This is a genomic window from Massilia solisilvae (genome assembly GCF_024753215.1).
Lineage (GTDB): Bacteria > Pseudomonadota > Gammaproteobacteria > Burkholderiales > Burkholderiaceae_D > Telluria > Telluria solisilvae.
Map to the genome: position 1 here is coordinate 258,994 of NZ_JANUGV010000005.1, position 16,129 is coordinate 275,122.

Consider the following 16,129-nt stretch of genomic DNA (forward strand, 5'->3'; position numbering starts at 1 on the left):
AAAAAGCCGGGACATTCAGCCTGTCAGAGTCCTCCACCGCAGCGCAGCGTAGTGCCGGTGATGTAGGACGCGGCCGGCGAGAGCAGCCAGACGATGGGCTCGGCAATTTCCTCGGGCGTGGCAGGCCGCTGCAGCGGGATTTTCGGCGCGAGGCGGGCGGGGCGGTCCGGTTCGCCGGAAACGGCGTGGATGTCGGTGAGCGTCAGCCCGGGCGCGACGGCGCAGACCCTGATTCCTTCGGGCGCGAGCTCCTTTGCCAGGCCGAGCGTGAACGTCTCCACGGCCGCCTTGCTGGCGGCATAGTGCACGTATTCGTTCGGGCTGCCAGTCGCGGCGGCCACGGACGAGACGTTCACGATCACGCCCTTGGTGCCTGAGCGGCGGAACGAGTCGATCGCGGCGCGGCAGCAATGCATGGTTCCGTACACGTTGGTGCGGAAGACATTTTCGATCGTCGTGGAAGACGTCTGCATGAAGCTGGCCATCCGGCTCGTGACGCCGGCATTGTTCACGAGGGCAGAAACCGGGCCGAGTTCCTGTTCGACCATGTCGAACATTTGCGTCACCTGAGCCTCGTCAGCGACATCAGCCTGCACGGCAAGCGCGACGCCGCCGGCCGCCCGGACGGTGCGCACCAGTTCCTCCGCGGCCTGGCGGTCGCTGCGAAAGTTCACGGCTACGGCGTGACCTCCGGCGGCAAGCTGGCGCGCTACCGCAGCGCCGATGCCGCGCCCTGAACCTGTGACGATCACGACCTGTTTCAATTCGCTCTCCTGATCTTTCAACGGGTGACAGGTTGATCGTCGCTATTCGTCGGCTGATGTGCGCGAGCAAACGCTTGCGCGTGGGCCAGCAAATCGTTCAAGGTCAGCTCGCCCAGAATGTAGCGACGTTGATTCTCCAAATCCTGTCCATCCGGCGTGAAACCGGACAGTTCGAAGATCGCATTCATCTGCATGACATCGTTGCGGCGCCGCTCCATTGAGAACTGCGGTTCATAGGCCGGCGGCAATCCTGCAGAGTCCGCGCGAGCCACAGCTTCGTCAACGGCCTGGCGAGCCCCCTCCTGAAAGCCGGCGCCAAGTATCAGCTCTTCCACTGCTTTGCTCATCACATCTCCCTTGCGTTCGTGAACCGTGACTGTCCCAAGTGTACAGATTTCAGATTCACAAAGACAAATGCTTTAGACCATCGGGATCCAAGGCATTGTTCTTGAATCCGGAGTCAAATGGGCTGAAGATGTACCGCAATTGTGCCTCTTCGCTTACGTCAATCGCCTTGCGATTGTTGGTGGGTGCGATACAATGTATCTCAAGCGATTGCAATAGGAGGTCATCATGGCTGCCACCACCACTATGGTTCACGTCCGCGTGGACGAGAACATCAAGGCGCAGGCTGCGGAAACCTTGGCTTCGATGGGCCTGACCCTCTCCGATGCGATCCGCGTGTTCCTGACCCGCGTTGTCACCGACAAGGAGCTGCCGTTCGCGCTCAAAGCGCCGAACGCTACCAGCCGCGCGGCCATCAGTGAGGCCAACGAGATCGTCCAGAACCGTCGAGCTCGTTTTGCAACCGCTGACGCGCTGATGCATGACCTCGAAGAAGCCAGCCGCAAGTAAGCGGGCGAGCTTGCCACGGGCCTCTGACTACACTGAGGAATTTCTCAAGGACTGGCAGAGCCTGTCTCATTCCGGCCGATATGACATGAACCGGCTGAAAGAGGCAATTACGCTGCTTATCCTCAACGACGGGCCGCTACCGCCTGAATCGCTCGATCACGCGCTGACGGGTGGCTGGGCAGGCCATCGGGAGTGCCATATCGGCGGCGAGTTCCTTCTCATTTACACACTCGACGACACGGGCAAGAGCGGATCGGTGGTGTTCGTGCCTGGCGGAACTCACGCCGAGCTTTACTCATGAGCTTGCTCCAAACCAGAGCCACAAAAACAAATGCCTTAGACCGGGCAAGTCTAAGGCACTGTTTTCAAAGCTAATTTCTGGTGCCGGCTACCCGAATCGAACGGGTCACCTGATGATTACAAATTAGCTACGAAGACAGTATGTCTTTGATTATTAGAAGAATTGTACCGTAATTGGGCGAAGGAGAAAGCACTTTTGCATCAGTAACTTAGCGTAAGTTTGCGAAGTCAGCAAAAGCTGGTTGGTGTACCGAATCTGTACCCGCACTGACACCTTTAAACCGCTCGAACTCACCCCAAAACCTTATACACTTCTATGGAATGGGGCGCGCCACGATGACCTTGAACAGATTTCCGGCACGATCATCGATGAGTTCGATCTGCGGCCAAGCTCGCAGTGCGCGCAGCAGGCCGCTCCCCAGTCCGCGATAAGGCAAGAGCTTGGCGGCAAAGGACGCCAGAATCGGGTTGCGCATATTGGAATTGCCGGCCTTGATGTTTTCGATGGTCAGGTTGTTGGGCAAATGGCCGGGGCTGATGATCTCGACCCGATCAGCAAAGACCAGCACGCGTACCGGGGCGCTGATGAAATAGTCGCGGTGGATGAGGGCGTTGGCCACCAACTCTTCCCAGACGATGCGAGGAATCTCGGGCTGTCCTTGCGAGTTGAAACCCTGCTCGCCCTGCGTGGCGCGCGTGTTCGCAACGATGAAACCCAGCGTCTGCTGGAAAACATCGGCCAGCTTGCCGGTGATGTCCCGGCTGTCGATGTAGCGTTCGTCCTCGATCTGGGTGCCGACAAAGGCGACGGCTTTGACGATGAACGCGGGCAGCGCGTACTGCGCTGCTTTGGCGAACAACAGGCTGCCCGCCACGTTGAGCTGCCCTTGGTTCATCAGGTTCATATTGGTAAGCAACTGTGGCAGCGGCTGGTGATGCTGGGCAAGAGGCTCGCCGAACTGCTGCGCGAAGAATGCTTCGAAGTAGGGCATGTCCAGATCGCCCGCACTCAAGCCCGCCACGGGCGTTTCGTCGGCATGCAGCAAGCCCGCCTGTTGGAACAGGCGTTGGATTTCCTCACGCGAGGTGGCGCGGCGCTTGTCCGAGCCGCTCTTCACCCAAATCGCGCCGTTCTTGTCCATGTAGGGCTTGTTTACCCCCTCGGCGATGGAGACCGCCAGTACCGTACCGGCCGGGTGGGGTACGTTCTCCGTGAGCGGGTTCACGGCGGGGCGCACAATCTGTGAGGCTGCGTTGGCGATGAGTTGGTTCAGACGGGCAACGTCGGCATTGGATAGACCCCGCACCGAACCATCGTCGTTTACGCCGATGAAGATGCGGCCGCCAGCGGTGTTGCAGAAGGCGACGATCTCCGCCGCTAAGGCATCGGCATTGGTCATGTCTGCCTTGAACTGCTGCCGGCTGTCCTCGCCCCGGCTGAGTAGGTCAATCAGCTCTGTGGTTTCCATAGGTTGTAGACCTCTTTGCGACGGTTGAAGGCTTCCTGGCCCCCTTCCATAATGTTGATGATGGCCTCTTGTACCGGACGGGCGTCGATGCTGCCGCTTTGCACGTTGACCCTTTCATCCTGGAAGTGGCAGGCGTGCACTTGTTCCGCGTCCCCGAGCACCGGGAAATTGGCGTTATGGGTGGCGAAGATGAATTGGGCGTAAGGTTTCATGTCACGCAGCAGCTTGATCACATCGTCGTAGATAGTCTGGTTGTCCAGATCGTCTTCCGGCTGGTCGATGATGATCACATCGTTTTGTCGTTGGCTGAGAACGTACAACAGCAGTGCCGAGGCGCGCTGTCCGAGCGAGTGGTGCTTCAGCTCCTTGCCGCGATACTTGATGACGAAGCGGTTAGGCACCTGCCAGGTGACGAACTCAGCCAAGTTCTGCATGAAGGTCTTCGCGAAGATCTCGGGACTGCTACCGGCCTTGGCCATGGCCCTCGGCAGGGCGCGCAACAGTCCGCCGAAATCAGCGTATTCCTCCATGACCGCGCGCAGCGTGGTCTCCCGAATGTTGCTCCCCTTGAAGAGCTGCTGCATGAAGCTGATGACGGCTTCCTTGTCGCCCTTGAACTCGGCTTCGATCTGAAGGGCTGTATGGCCGGCATTCACTCGGTCCAGCTCGGCCTTGATTGTGTTGAACTCGCGCAGCCAAAGTTCGTTGAGCTTATCGATTTCGGCAAACAGCGCATCGCGGATGCTGGTCTGCTGTGACTCCTGCTTTGCCAGCGCTTGAAGCATTTGCTCCGCCTTGGTTTTGCGCTGCTGCTGGGCCAGAAAGTCGTCCGGCTGGATGGCAGTCATGCCGGTTTGCTTAAGTTCCTGAGCCAATTGGCGCTCGACTTGTGCGAACTCTTCCTGGAGGCTTTTGCTTGCGCCTTCAAATTCACCCTGTTTGATCTTCAGACGATCCGCAATTGTGCGCGCTTCCTGCTCGATCTGCTTGAGCTGATCGACCTTGGCAACGAGGTTGGAGAACTCGGCGAAGTAGGCAGCGAAGAAATCCGGGTTCTGCTTGGAAACATAACTCGTCGCGTTGCGCAGCTCGTCCTCATGCTCAGCGATCAGACTGCCGAGATCGAGGATGAAGCTGTCTGCCCGCTCCTTCACGCGTGCCAGCGCGGCAGCATCCTGCTGAAAGCCAACGCGCTTTTGGAGCTTGTCAGCAACGCCGTGCTCCGCGAACTTAGTCAGGCGGAACTTGGCGTCGTTGAGTTGTGTCTCGAAGTCGCGTTTGAGTTCCGCCGTGTTGCTGAGCTTTAGCCAGCGCTGAGCAGCCTCGCGCACGCGCTGGCGTTGGGCCTCGATTTCGTCACGCAACACTCCCAGTTTCTCGCCAACCAGCTTTTCCACCAGATCAGTCTCGAAGCCTTCGCCGGTGCTGGAGAGGTCCTTCTGGCCAAAGTAGATCGGGCGGCGCAGTACGGTCTCCCGGATTGACACGCCAGGCTGCAACTTGCCGCCCAAGTAGACATTCGGCGCTTCGCGGAAGATGCGGGAAATAGTGAACTCCTGCCCATACACATCGCAAGCCGTCAGCGTCACCTTGCCGCCACTGCCTAGGGTATGGCGGATCAACTCATCCTTGTATTTCGTGTCCTGCGCCTTCTCGCCCCTTGGAATATCGAGGGCGTAGCGCACCGCCTCTAAAATGGATGACTTGCCGCTCCCCCGAATACCGATCAGTGTGTTGAGTTCAGAAGAGAAATGCAGCGTCTGCCCGTCGAGGATGCCTCCATCAAATTGGATGCTGCGGATGTGCGACGCCTGATGCTTGGGCGGCTCCACGGCTACCCGCGACGCCGGATCGCTCAAGGCAAACTTGACTGCCTCAAATGACAGCTCGCCCAGCTTCAGGTAGCTGTTTTTGCCCCGGCCGATTTCATCGATGCACTTTGGGTCACTGCCTTCCAGTTCTGCCGGGTACCAGCTCTGCAGCCATTGTTGAATCTTCGTGCGACAAGGCTTATCTTTGCCTGCGCCATCGTGTGTTCGGACCTTCTGAAAAGCCAGCGTTCTGCGCCGGAAGAATTCGCTCTGCCCCAACTCAGCGAGTCGGCCGCCATCCAGCTCCGCCCACAAGCCACTAGGTGCTTCAACATGGGCAAAAACAAGGAAAAAATCCCGGTGATAGCTTTCGAGCTTCTTGATCGTCTCCAGAAGAGACCAAGAGGTGCGGCCATTCTCCTGCTCGTACTGAGCAGGCGTTTTGCCTTCAAATGCGCTGGTCAGAAAGGGATTGATGTAGTTGTGTTCATCAATCCATTCGTCCGAAAACACAACAAGCGTGTGAATGCCGTTAGCCCCGTCGTTGACCGACAACTCGACGCCTGGCAGCAGCGCTATACCCTTCTTCTGGGCCGTCTTGCGCAGTCCTTTGAACTCTTCGAAGTCGAACTTATTGTGATTGGTGATGACGCCAAGCCGGATGCCCGCCTTCTCCAACGCATCCACATAGTTACTGTTGTAGAAGTTGCCATCGCCTGTGTACTTGAATTCGCGGTCTGCTCGTGTATGCAGATGAAAGTCCGCGCGTATCCACTGTGCCCCTTCGCTGAAGAAAGTGGACCGAGCTCCAGATTGCTTTTGCGGCAGACTGTCCATTATGGTTCGTCCTTGTAGTGAGTCTGTGCATAATCAATTAGTCGAGCCGACTTCGGGTCGTAGATTACCTCAGTAATCGAGCCATCTCGAATCCGCTGAACCGCTTCGTCGATCACATTGAGTGGCACCAGGAACCATTCTCTTGGCTTGACGGGATGCCCGAAGCGATCCTCAATGGTCAAGTTGAGCTGGGCCGCACCGAACAAGTGATGGAAGATGCCTTCCAGTCTGACGCGATTCAGATTGTGGAGCTTATAGGTGGCCACCACCTCCACGCCCGCCAAGAGGTAGGTAGCGTCCTTTTCAGCACCCGCGATCCGGGTCTCCACACTTTCCCCCGTTACACCAATCTTGTGAATCAGTTCCCGGTGCTCAGTGACGAAAGGGTGGCTGGACAAGCTGCGCAGTACATAAATGGTTCCTGATTCGATGTCGTCGGGTTCAGCCTCCTCGCCGAACAGTGGACCCATGTACGGCTCAGATAGGCGCCGACCAGTGTCGTCCTTATAGAGGGCGCGTTGCAGGGAGCGACGTAGCAAGTTGCTCTCTGTGCCGTTGGCGTAAATGACGCGCAAGCGCGCGTCGCTCTCTCCATTCGGTGCTTTGAAGATTTCGCCCACTTCGGCCACGTACGCGAGCTGGCCGCCGACGATGAAGAAGTTGCCATCGGCCACGCTAGCGTCGCGACCAAAGCGCAGCGCTTTGCGCACGCCAGCCTTTAGCTCCTGCTCCACACGCACAAATAGCGGTTGGAAGCGCTCGAAATCTCGGCATGGCGCACGGTCTGCCACCTCTTCAGCTGCTCGCTTCTCCACGCTAGATCGCACGTGTCGAAGCACAGTGATGTCGTCTTCGGTGGGCGCAACATCGCCCACACCCAACTCAGCCAGTAACGCGTCTTCGTCCAGAGCGTCGACATCGGCCGCAGCACTAGGGGCGCCAGCAAGCAAGCCTGGCTCGTCCAGTGCCGCGACCAGGGTATGCGCCTCTGGAAGCTTTCGTAGTTGGTCCAGCCTAACTGCATACAGGCGCTCGAAGATATCCCCGTCTTCACCGTGCTGTGGTGCCCGTCCGTGAGCCTGGTAAAACCGCAGGATGTCTTCAAAGCCTGCGATGATCCGTTCCTCTCGCGGAGTACGGCTCGAAGCCTTGAGCGGGACAACCTCAACGCCCAGCGCGTCGAGAAGTTCGTCGTCGTCCATGTCAACCATTTGCGGCGCCCCCCTGTGCTTGCGCCGCCTTGGCCTGCGCGCGGTATCGCGCGAAGGCGGCCACGCCCTCGGCCATGCGCTTCTCCCACGCGTCGGCCGAATTGATGTCAGGCAGGCGGCCTCGCTCGTTCTTGAATTGCAAGGCGCGCTTCGACAGTTCGCGGGCTTCCTCTTCGGGGATGCTCACCTTCTTGGCCGCGATAGCGGCCTGCACCTGGCGCAATGACTTCTCGTCCATCGCTTTGGCCAGTACCGCATAGGCAGCGTCGAAGGGGTTGATGCGGTCGATCAAGTCAATGTCTAAGTCCCGCACATTGACGAATTTGCGCACGCCGTCCAGCAGCGCCGTGCTGCCTTGCGCCGAGCCACCACCTGCGGCGTCTATCTGGGCCAAGGCCAGCTTCGCTTGCTGGGTGATGTTCATCGCGGCGATGGCGTGCTGACGAACAGCTTCCTGATCGCTCTCGCTTAGCTCTGGGTAACGCTCACGCACGATCTTGCCCATTCGCAGCTGCGTTAGCTCTTCGGGCAAGGTGTTTTCCTTGTCGAACAAGCCACGCTCCAGCGCCGTCTTGTCTTGCAAAAAGCTGGTGACTACCTCGTTCAGGTCTTCCTTGCAGATGCGGGTGGCTTCGGGCGTTTCTGGTTTGGCCAGGCCGTTGATTTCGACGTGGTACTGGCCGGTGGCTTCGTTCACGCCGACGTTGATGCCACCTTCCTGGTAGCCTTCGCCGCCGTTGTAGACAAAGCCCTCCTGGGCGCCGGCATTTTTGGGTGTAAATTCATAGCGCGGCGCCAACACCTGCTCCATCAGCAGGCTGGCCGAGATAGCTTTGAGCATGTCATTTACGGCCTCAGTGACGGCGGACTGTTCGGCAGTTGGTTCGGCGATCAGGTTGGTGAAGCGTGACCGTTCCTTGCCTTTGGCATCGCGCGTGGCGCGGCCGATGATCTGCACGATTTCGGTCAGGCTGCTACGGTATCCGATGGTTAGCGCGTGTTCGCACCAGATCCAGTCAAAGCCTTCCTTGGCCATGCCCAACGCGATGATCACGTCCACGTGGTCGCGGCTGTCCTTGTGCGCGGGGTCCTTCAATGCGCCCAGTACGCGGGTGCGCCGAGCGGGGTCACTGTCGTCCACCAGGTCCGCGACCTTCAATGTTCTGCCGTCCTTGGTTGCCACCAAGTGGAAGCCAGTGTTCGGGTCTACGCCCTTCCACTCGCCAAGGCCGTGCATGATCTCGTCTACCTCGCGCTGCTTGTCCTTCAGGCTTTCGCGTGCATTCACGTTCGGGATGTGGACGATGGTCTTCAGGGCCGGGTCGAGCACCTTGGTGACGGCCTCCACATAGGGGCCGGTGTAAAAGAAGTAGCCGATGTCGAGCGACTTGAGCCATTGATATCCATTTAGCTGCTCGTAGTAGGTGTAGGTTACTGTCTCGAATCTCGACTCGTCGGCCGGGCCCAGAACAGCTTCGCTGTCCCCCCTGAAGTATGAGCCCGTCATGGCCACAAGGTGCACCTTGTCGCGGGCGATGAATGCGCCCAACTGGCTGCCCAGCACGTTGTCCGGATTGCTGGAGACGTGGTGGAATTCGTCGATTGCGATTAGGCGGTTGTCGAAAGCCGCGATGCCCAGCTCTTCCACCGCGAAGCGGAATGTAGCGTGCGTGCAGACTAAGGCTTTGTCGCTGCTGGCCAGAAACTGACGCACTGCATCCACTTTGGACTTGGCGGCGCGCGGCTCGTCTCCGCCAGGCGCATTGCACAGGTTCCACTGTGGGGCAACGTGCCAGTCCCAGTAGAAGCCGGAGCGGCTCAAGGGTTCATCGGCAAAGCTGCCGCCGATGGATCGTTCTGGTACCACCACGATGGCCTGTTGTAAGCCCTGGTTGTTCAGTTTGTCCAGCGCGATGAACATCAGCGCTCGACTCTTTCCTGAGGCTGGCGGCGACTTGATTAGCAGGTACTGCTCGCCCCGCTTGGCATATGCCCGCTCTTGCATAGCGCGCATGCCCAGCTCATTGGCCTTGCTGGATGCGCCAGTGCGTGCCGTGGTGATGGATACCGACGGCACGGTGTAAGCGTTGGTTGGGTTGCTGTCGTGATTGCTCATGATGTCTTCTTTCTCCCCTTGGCAGCCTTCATGTCAGGCTTGTTCTTCTCTGCGGCTGTCATCTTCGCATACAGCTCAAACAGCTTTTCCAGACGCTCAGTGTCGTTCTTGAAGCGACGGCCGATGTAGATGCGCTCCAGCACCTCGTCGTTTCGCTCGTGGGCTTGACGCAAGTTCTCGGGCATCTTTTCCGGGTCGTACAACTCGGCGATAGAAGCTGGAAAGTGCGATTCCCGGGCCAGCAGAATGCTCTCTGCGCAAGCGGTTAGGTCAGCCTTGTTTTGCTCCGTCAGCAGTGGCAGCGGAAAGGTGTTCCAGCCGAGGGTGTTGGAGTAGGAAAAGCGCATTTCAAGGCGCACACATACTGCGCCAATCCAGACCCAGTGCAATCTAGACGCAATTAGCGCCATGGTCCATATGGGCGCGTCGTATAGAGCAAAGCACTTGTTTGAGATAATTGATTCGTTATCGAGCAAGTCAATCGGAAGATAGTTTCTGTTCTCCGACGAAACAACAGGAATCGCAAAGAAATACTTATCGCAGCTTCGCATTTCGCGAAACTGGTGCGATCTCTTGACCATGCCGTTGGAGACGGCATCTTTTGACTTCTCACGAGCGGCAGTACCTTGTCTTAAGAGCTCCTCGATATCTGAGATTGCAAGAACGTCCGCTGGCGGATCATTTGGAAACCAAAAACAAAAGCGCGGCTTTGCTTTAATGATCTCCGATGATCCATAAAATTTTCGAATAAACGCGGGATTCAGTCCAGCCTTTAGATAGGCCTTGCGCTTTTCATTGTCAAATATTAGATGTTCGGACATGCCATAGTAGTTCCCCTTGAGCATGGGCTGAATGGCTGAAAGTGGACGAGTTATTGGGGTAACCCAATAGTCATCCGAAGGCATCAAGTACGCGTTGATATTTTTTGTCGTCAGCCGCTTGTCTTCGTCGTATATATCTGCTGTCGATACCGACGCCCCGGCGCCAATGCAAACGACAGTAACGCCCGCATCATTTGCCGCCAGATTGGTCCACTTAAAGGAACGAACTGCGAAATTGAACTTCAGCCCATCATCGAAAAGCGGCTTCCAGAAGCCGGTAACGTGCTGTCCCTGAGAAATGCTATTTGTTGCGACAAATGCAAACTTGGCAGGGGTCGTCTTAGAATATTCGTGGGCTTTGAAGAACCATCCACAGACATAATCCAATAGTCCCCAGCTTTCAATTTTTCCATCGAGCAGGTCCTTCATTTCCTGCTTCTGGTCGGCAGTCTTTTTGGCGTTACCTTTGTAGGGTGGATTCCCACATATATATGTTTCTCCCCCTTCATTTTCAAAATCAATCTGAGCTTGTTCCAGCGGAATTCCAAACAAGTCATCTGCAAGCAACTTCACCCCAATCCCAGTTGGTGGGCATATGCTCAGCCAATCCAGACGCAGTGCATTCCCACACACGATCCAGTTCTGCGCATCCAGCGGTAAGAACTCCGCTAGAGCATCCTTCTGTCCCCGATACAGCACGTCGCACTGGAACTCGGCAATAATCAGCGCCAGCCTGGCAATCTCGGCTGGAAAGGTGCGCAGCTCGATGCCGCGGAAGTTGGTTAGCGGGATGATGCTGCCCAGGTGCGCCTCGTTTCGGCGGCGATTGATTTCCGCCTCGATCTCGCGCATTTGCTTGTAGGCGATTACCAAAAAGTTGCCTGATCCGCAGGCCGGGTCAAACACCCGGATGCGCGCCATGCGCTTGCGCAGGTTCAGCAGCTTGCGCTCGTTGTCGCCAGCGTCCGCCAGCGCGGCGCGTAGATCGTCAAGAAAGAGTGGGTTCAACACCTTCAAGATGTTGGGCACACTGGTGTAGTGCATACCCAGGGCGCCACGCTCTTCGTCGTCGGCAACCGCTTGGATCATGCTTCCGAAGATGTCGGGGTTGATCTCGCGCCAGTTCAGCGCGCCGGCGTGCAGCAGGTAGGTGCGCGCCATCTGGGTGAAGCGCGGCGCCTCGGTGCTGCCCGAGAACAGGCCACCGTTGACGTAAGGGAAGGCATTTGCCCAGGCCGGCAAGCGGGGCGTGGCAGCGGCTCGTTCCGAGGGCTTAAGGTTCATGGCCCGGAAGATTTCGGACAGCACTTCGTGGGTGTTGCTTGCGCTGCGCTCGCTCCAGCGATCCACCGTCTGGGTGAATAGGCCTGTATCGCAAAAAATTCCGGTGTCTTCCGCAAAGAAGCAAAACACTAGGCGCGCCATGAAGTGGTTCATGTCGCTGCGGCGGTCGTCCTTGGCCCAGGCCGGGTTCTGTCGCAGCAGTTCGACGTACAGCTTGTTTAGGCGCCCTGTGGCGCGTACGTCGATGGGGTTGTCCTTGATCTCCTTGATCGTGGAGATGCCGGCCAGCGGCAGCAGGAAGCCGAAGTGATTGGGGAAGTCTTCAAAGGCGCAGGCGATGGTTTCACCGCTGGCGAGTTCTTGGGCTTCCAGGGTCTGCCCATCGGTGGCCAGGACGAACTTGGCCTTGCCCTTGGCGGTGGCAGCGCTCGCCAGCAGTGCTGTGAAGGTCTCGCTGACGTTACCGGACTCGCAGGTCGCAATATGAATGTTATTGCGCAACATGACACCATCCGGTATGTCAGATGTGTTGTTGTTGCCGCTGCGCAGGCGCTTGAGCGTGACTTCCTTGTTGCCGAAGGCGGCCAGCAAGGCATAGGGGAACTCAGCCGTGTCGAAGGGCTGGAGGGCCAGGTCAGAGATGGCCTGTTCGATTTCAACTGCGTTCATGTGGCATCGTGTCTATGTGACTTCTTCCCGTTTGTGTTCGGCTGGGAATGACCAGCCAAAACACCATTACGAGGAGCCACCTTATAAATGGTTGTCCGCGAGACTCTGTAGCGTTCTGCGATCTGGCCGACGGGAATGGTCGGGTCAGACATCAGTCGCTTGATCTCGCTGATTTGTCGTGCATCTAGCTTCGGCTTGCGCCCGCCAGAGCGGCCACGTGCCCGTGCAGCGACCAATCCGGCCTGTGTTCGCTCCCGAAGCAGGTTGCGCTCGAACTCTGCCAACGCCGCGAACACATGGAAGACTAGCTTCCCAGCCGCGTTAGTGGTCTCGATCTTCTCGCTAATGCTCTCGAAGCCAATCCGTTTTTCCTCCAAGCCCGCGATGATCTGCACAAGGTCCGGCAGGCTACGCCCGAGCCTATCGAGCCTCCACACCACGAGGGTGTCCCCCGCTTGTAGCGCTTTCAGGCACTGGTCGAGCTCCTGTCGAACAGCAGTCTTGCCGCTCGCCGCTTCTTCGTAAATAGAACAAACCCCAGCTAGGCGCAGGGCGTCGCGCTGCAGGTCCAGGTTCTGGTCATCCGTCGAGAAACGGGCATAGCCGATCCGTTGATTCATTGACAGTTGCTGGACGTTGAAATGTGGATGGGAATTTTAACAGATGCGAATGTTTTCCAGCGGCAGTCAGCAGAGGCCCAGCGGTGTTCAGAAAAACACCGTTTTCTGAACATTTGGCTCGTTTGCTGGGCGGCCTGGTCGCACCCTGTTGACTTTCGAGCCGCAACTACTGGCCAAATAACAGCCCTGGAGGTCGGCTGCTCCGGCTGGCAATTAACGTTGCCCCATCGAATTTTGTTTGAATGTTCATGCTAAAATGTCAATTTAACTTCGGCAGCGCTTCCTTTGTTAGGGAATGTATGGATCGATTGGAGACTGATACTGCTACTGTTGTGGGGCTGTGGGTAGGGATTGCGAGCTTCCTGCTCGGCTTTGCAGGAATTGGGTTGACCCTGTATTCGTTCTATCGCGCCAGTCCGGACGTTGTTGTACTCACGGCTTCTGGTTGGGTCGCCGCGCTTCTAACTTCTTTGACGTGCGGCTGGGTGGGAAAAAGGCTGGTTTCCTTGGCCGCGACGCTTTCAAATCGCGTTGCAAACTTGTCGGCAGAAGTGGTCGAGTTAAAAGCCGAAAAGGATCGCGTTGTGGCAATTAGCGAGTACGTAGCGGCTCAGGCGACGCGCAACACTAGACGCAAGCAGTCCCCGGTCAAGGAAGAGAAATCTACTCAGGAGTAACCAATGGCGATCAAATTTGCTGATTATCCTTACTATCCAAGCCTTCGCACGCGCCCGGCCGAAATCACTGGATACGCAAAGCTGCGGCCAGAGGTCAAGAGAGGGTTAGTACCCGTAATGCGCGTCGGAGCTTGGCCTAGGTGTGACGACTTATCGGAATCGATGCACCAGCTGGTTACGGCAGCAGAAGGGAACCCGTTTATTTTGGACGTCACCCGAGAAGTGATGTACCAAAATGACGCCGTCCACAAGCTACTAGACCCGAGTGACGATTTTAAAGCCTGGCGCGACTTTGCTTACTCATTCGACCAAGCGATCCCGACCGTACAGTTTTCCCAAACCGCGCGACTCCCGCAGATCATCCGGCAGACGCGACAACTTGAGGCTTGGGAGCGTCGCATCGCATTTCGTGTGTCTGATTTTCAGGCCGACACATCAAAGGTGATCACAGCAATGTCTGCGATGGACGATCCTAAGAACGCATTGATCGTCATCGACGCCGGCTATATTCGGGAGACCATGGCGGCGAGTATCGCAGCTTGCGTCTCGTCCGTTAACGATATCCGAGACGAAATTCCTGACGCTGAGATTGCTGTCATATCGACGAGCTATCCAGCATCGGTAACCTCGTTTCTGCAACCTCCTGGCCAGGCAACATCGGGTGTCATCAACATTCTTGAGCGAGACCTTTTTGAGGCAATCGGTGCGGACGCTGTGATCTACGGCGACCACGGGTCAATACACGCTCGGGCCAAGGCTGCAACCGGCGGGAAATACACGCCTCAGATCGATTGTGCACTTTACGACGCCTGGATATTTGAGCGCAGACCAAACGCTGATGGTGAGGGATATATTGATGCTGCGCGCTCTATCCTAACTCAGTGGAATGAGGGAAGAACCGATGACACCTGGGGCGCGGAAATGATTCGCAAGGCCGCGACGGGGGATGTGGAAGGCATGAAAAGTCGCGCACATTGGATTGCTGTGCGTGTAAATCTCCATCTGACCCGGCAATTTGAACTCTCGCAGCAAGTTGCGGCAGGGGAGGAAGATTGATTTTAAGTACGCCGTCGCACGAACGTAGGCATGTCTGCTGGTAAGGGACCATACTTGCCAGCAAGTGCCTTTAGATCAAGTGTCTTGGCGTTTAGGGACGCGCAATCGCCCAACTGTGCTGCTTGAAACTCAATAGGCTTCTGCCATGCCTTGAACTTGCTCAGCTTCATCAAGTCGACAGGTTGGGTTCGGCCGCGACGGATATCACAGAACCGTTCAAAGGATTCGCGGTAGCGTTTCTTTAACGCGTCTAAAACGAATTCTTTGATTCGACGCGTCGATAGCACATCTGCTTGCTCCTCCAACTGACTTCTGGACATATCGGCGTTAGCATCTCTGTCCTCGCTCTTCAACAGCGCGACAAGTTCCGATTTGTGAAGGAAACCGTAGAGGACACGTTTATTCGACACGGGGGTTGCATGCCCTCGTCGATAAACCGATAACCTAACACCATCGTCTTGGCTTGTAGCGCACCATATTTCAACACGGGACTCAGTACAGTCCCGCACAAGCTGCGCGAACTTCGGTGTACAGACTACCGTCACCTTGTCGAAACGAGAGAGATACGTTTCTACTTGGCCTTGAAGGCGTCGTAGACTGTCGAAATCGCTCTTTATTTCGAAGGCGTGCAACTTGCCGTTCGCAACGACGAGATCTGCTCGCCGGCTCCAATTCGCAATAACCATCTCGTTTATCAAGACGGCATCCGACAGTGCCGCCGAAGCGAACAACTTGTCAATTACTGCTGCTTTGATGTCGCCTTCGTTTAGCACAACTGTCTCGCTTCAAGGTGTCTAGGAAGCAATGGTAGCACCGCTTCAAATTTAGCTGGCCAGTATACATTTGTCCTCACAAAGCGCAAACGCAGAGCAGTGAACTTCGCGTGGCCGGCCGAAGTCGCGTGCTCGAGCCGCAACAGAATCTGAACTAACTTCGCCCTCATCGCGTTGGGCATTGTTTCCTTCCCCACTTTGACGCCAGCCAACTCATGGCCGACAACGGCGGGCAACAATGATCGGGGCGGCTGGCACGCCTTTCCAAGTAACCAGCGCAAACAACTGAACGACATGCCTTGTCCAGCGTGCGGCATGCCGTTTGCCGTTCCGGCTAAACCGTTCGTCGCCTTCATCTTTGGAGAAGCACAACATGGCAATCGATGCATACCTGCAGATTGACGGCATCAAGGGTGAGTCGGCCGACTCAGCGCATCAGGGATGGATTGAACTTACATCGGCGCTCTGGGGAGTTATTCAGCCGAGAAGTGTCACGCTGTCGACCGGGGGCGGCCACACGTCTGAACGCTGTGAGCATCAAGCGCTGACGGTGACGAAGCTTGCGGACCTGGCCTCGCCGATTTTGATGCAGCATTGCTCGATGGGCAAGACGATCCCCAAGGTGAAGCTGGAAGTCATGCGCGCCGACGGCCAAGGTAACCCAGTGAGGTATTACGAGGTTGAGCTGGAAAACGTAATGATCTCATCCATCACGCAGACCGTACACGAAGGCAGCATCCTGCGCGACTCTATTGGCCTGCGCTACGCCAAGGTAAAGTGGAAGTACACGCAGCAGAAGGTCGGCGGGGGTGTCGCGGGCAGCACAGCCGGCGGCTGGGACCTTTCGGCCAATAAGGTCCTGTGAG

General features: G+C 57.0%; 14 protein-coding genes. 5 read left to right on the plus strand and 9 right to left on the minus strand.

Annotated elements, in window-relative coordinates:
* Nucleotides 1-23: 23 nt before the first annotated feature.
* Complete coding sequence (locus tag NX773_RS17875) at nt 24-764, minus strand: SDR family oxidoreductase (RefSeq protein ID WP_258857654.1); 741 nt, start codon at nt 762-764, stop codon at nt 24-26.
* 17 nt (nt 765-781) lie between these two features.
* Nucleotides 782-1,111, minus strand: coding sequence for an antitoxin VbhA family protein (locus tag NX773_RS17880; protein WP_258857655.1), 330 nt, complete (start codon nt 1,109-1,111; stop codon nt 782-784).
* 226 nt (nt 1,112-1,337) lie between these two features.
* On the opposite strand from NX773_RS17880, the gene NX773_RS17885 reads away from it, so the two are divergent.
* Together NX773_RS17885 and NX773_RS17890 are read left to right on the plus strand one after the other, a co-directional pair.
* Complete coding sequence (locus NX773_RS17885; RefSeq protein ID WP_258857656.1) at nt 1,338-1,619, plus strand: type II toxin-antitoxin system RelB/DinJ family antitoxin; 282 nt, start codon at nt 1,338-1,340, stop codon at nt 1,617-1,619.
* Nucleotides 1,591-1,920 (plus strand): type II toxin-antitoxin system YafQ family toxin, encoded by a 330-nt coding sequence (locus NX773_RS17890; RefSeq protein ID WP_258857657.1) that lies wholly within the window; start codon nt 1,591-1,593, stop codon nt 1,918-1,920. The genes NX773_RS17885 and NX773_RS17890 overlap by 29 nt, the downstream gene beginning before the upstream one ends.
* 313 nt (nt 1,921-2,233) lie before the next feature.
* Here the strand turns inward: NX773_RS17890 and NX773_RS17895 are convergent, their stop codons facing one another.
* The 6 genes from NX773_RS17895 to NX773_RS17920 are packed head-to-tail and all read right to left on the minus strand — an operon-like array spanning nt 2,234 to nt 12,757.
* Nucleotides 2,234-3,388: an RNA/DNA-binding domain-containing protein gene (locus NX773_RS17895; protein ID WP_258857658.1), complete on the minus strand. Its 1,155-nt coding sequence runs from the start codon at nt 3,386-3,388 to the stop codon at nt 2,234-2,236.
* Nucleotides 3,370-6,036 carry a TrlF family AAA-like ATPase gene (locus NX773_RS17900; RefSeq protein WP_258857659.1) on the minus strand — a complete coding sequence of 889 codons (2,667 nt, stop codon included), beginning with the start codon at nt 6,034-6,036 and terminating at the stop codon, nt 3,370-3,372. The genes NX773_RS17895 and NX773_RS17900 overlap by 19 nt, the downstream gene beginning before the upstream one ends.
* The gene (locus NX773_RS17905; RefSeq protein ID WP_258857660.1) at nt 6,036-7,247 is read right to left on the minus strand and encodes a GIY-YIG nuclease family protein; all 1,212 of its coding nucleotides are present in this window, start codon (nt 7,245-7,247) and stop codon (nt 6,036-6,038) included. Before NX773_RS17905 ends, NX773_RS17900 begins: the two co-directional genes overlap by 1 nt.
* On the minus strand, nt 7,240-9,363 hold the full coding sequence (locus NX773_RS17910) for a DEAD/DEAH box helicase (RefSeq protein ID WP_258857661.1): 2,124 nt from the start codon (nt 9,361-9,363) through the stop codon (nt 7,240-7,242). The genes NX773_RS17905 and NX773_RS17910 overlap by 8 nt, the downstream gene beginning before the upstream one ends.
* Complete coding sequence (locus NX773_RS17915) at nt 9,360-12,137, minus strand: class I SAM-dependent DNA methyltransferase (protein ID WP_258857662.1); 2,778 nt, start codon at nt 12,135-12,137, stop codon at nt 9,360-9,362. The genes NX773_RS17910 and NX773_RS17915 overlap by 4 nt, the downstream gene beginning before the upstream one ends.
* Complete coding sequence (locus NX773_RS17920) at nt 12,134-12,757, minus strand: recombinase family protein (protein ID WP_258857663.1); 624 nt, start codon at nt 12,755-12,757, stop codon at nt 12,134-12,136. The genes NX773_RS17915 and NX773_RS17920 overlap by 4 nt, the downstream gene beginning before the upstream one ends.
* 299 nt (nt 12,758-13,056) lie before the next feature.
* Here NX773_RS17920 and NX773_RS17925 point away from each other — a divergent pair, with 299 nt between their 5' ends.
* Nucleotides 13,057-13,434, plus strand: coding sequence for a hypothetical protein (locus NX773_RS17925; RefSeq protein ID WP_258857664.1), 378 nt, complete (start codon nt 13,057-13,059; stop codon nt 13,432-13,434).
* Nucleotides 13,435-13,437: 3 nt separating this feature from the next.
* Nucleotides 13,438-14,490: a beta family protein gene (locus tag NX773_RS17930; RefSeq protein WP_258857665.1), complete on the plus strand. Its 1,053-nt coding sequence runs from the start codon at nt 13,438-13,440 to the stop codon at nt 14,488-14,490.
* 2 nt (nt 14,491-14,492) lie between these two features.
* Here NX773_RS17930 and NX773_RS17935 read toward each other — a convergent pair whose 3' ends face one another.
* Nucleotides 14,493-15,263 (minus strand): sce7726 family protein, encoded by a 771-nt coding sequence (locus tag NX773_RS17935; RefSeq protein ID WP_258857666.1) that lies wholly within the window; start codon nt 15,261-15,263, stop codon nt 14,493-14,495.
* 373 nt (nt 15,264-15,636) lie between these two features.
* Between NX773_RS17935 and NX773_RS17940 the strand changes: the two genes are divergently transcribed.
* On the plus strand, nt 15,637-16,128 hold the full coding sequence (locus NX773_RS17940; protein ID WP_258857667.1) for an Hcp family type VI secretion system effector: 492 nt from the start codon (nt 15,637-15,639) through the stop codon (nt 16,126-16,128).
* The last annotated feature ends 1 nt before the right edge of the window (nt 16,129 follow it).

Excerpts from the sequence above, each read along its gene's own strand:
- NX773_RS17930 (WP_258857665.1), top strand. The coding sequence starts at position 13,438 with ATGGCGATCAAATTTGCTGATTATCCTTACTATCCAAGCCTTCGCACG.
- NX773_RS17880 (WP_258857655.1), bottom strand. The coding sequence starts at position 1,111 with ATGAGCAAAGCAGTGGAAGAGCTGATACTTGGCGCCGGCTTTCAGGAG.
- NX773_RS17900 (WP_258857659.1), bottom strand. The coding sequence starts at position 6,036 with ATGGACAGTCTGCCGCAAAAGCAATCTGGAGCTCGGTCCACTTTCTTC.
- NX773_RS17905 (WP_258857660.1), bottom strand. The coding sequence starts at position 7,247 with ATGGTTGACATGGACGACGACGAACTTCTCGACGCGCTGGGCGTTGAG.
- NX773_RS17890 (WP_258857657.1), top strand. The coding sequence starts at position 1,591 with ATGACCTCGAAGAAGCCAGCCGCAAGTAAGCGGGCGAGCTTGCCACGG.
- NX773_RS17895 (WP_258857658.1), bottom strand. The coding sequence starts at position 3,388 with ATGGAAACCACAGAGCTGATTGACCTACTCAGCCGGGGCGAGGACAGC.
- NX773_RS17915 (WP_258857662.1), bottom strand. The coding sequence starts at position 12,137 with ATGAACGCAGTTGAAATCGAACAGGCCATCTCTGACCTGGCCCTCCAG.
- NX773_RS17925 (WP_258857664.1), top strand. The coding sequence starts at position 13,057 with ATGGATCGATTGGAGACTGATACTGCTACTGTTGTGGGGCTGTGGGTA.
- NX773_RS17940 (WP_258857667.1), top strand. The coding sequence starts at position 15,637 with ATGGCAATCGATGCATACCTGCAGATTGACGGCATCAAGGGTGAGTCG.
- NX773_RS17910 (WP_258857661.1), bottom strand. The coding sequence starts at position 9,363 with ATGAGCAATCACGACAGCAACCCAACCAACGCTTACACCGTGCCGTCG.
- NX773_RS17920 (WP_258857663.1), bottom strand. The coding sequence starts at position 12,757 with ATGAATCAACGGATCGGCTATGCCCGTTTCTCGACGGATGACCAGAAC.
- NX773_RS17885 (WP_258857656.1), top strand. The coding sequence starts at position 1,338 with ATGGCTGCCACCACCACTATGGTTCACGTCCGCGTGGACGAGAACATC.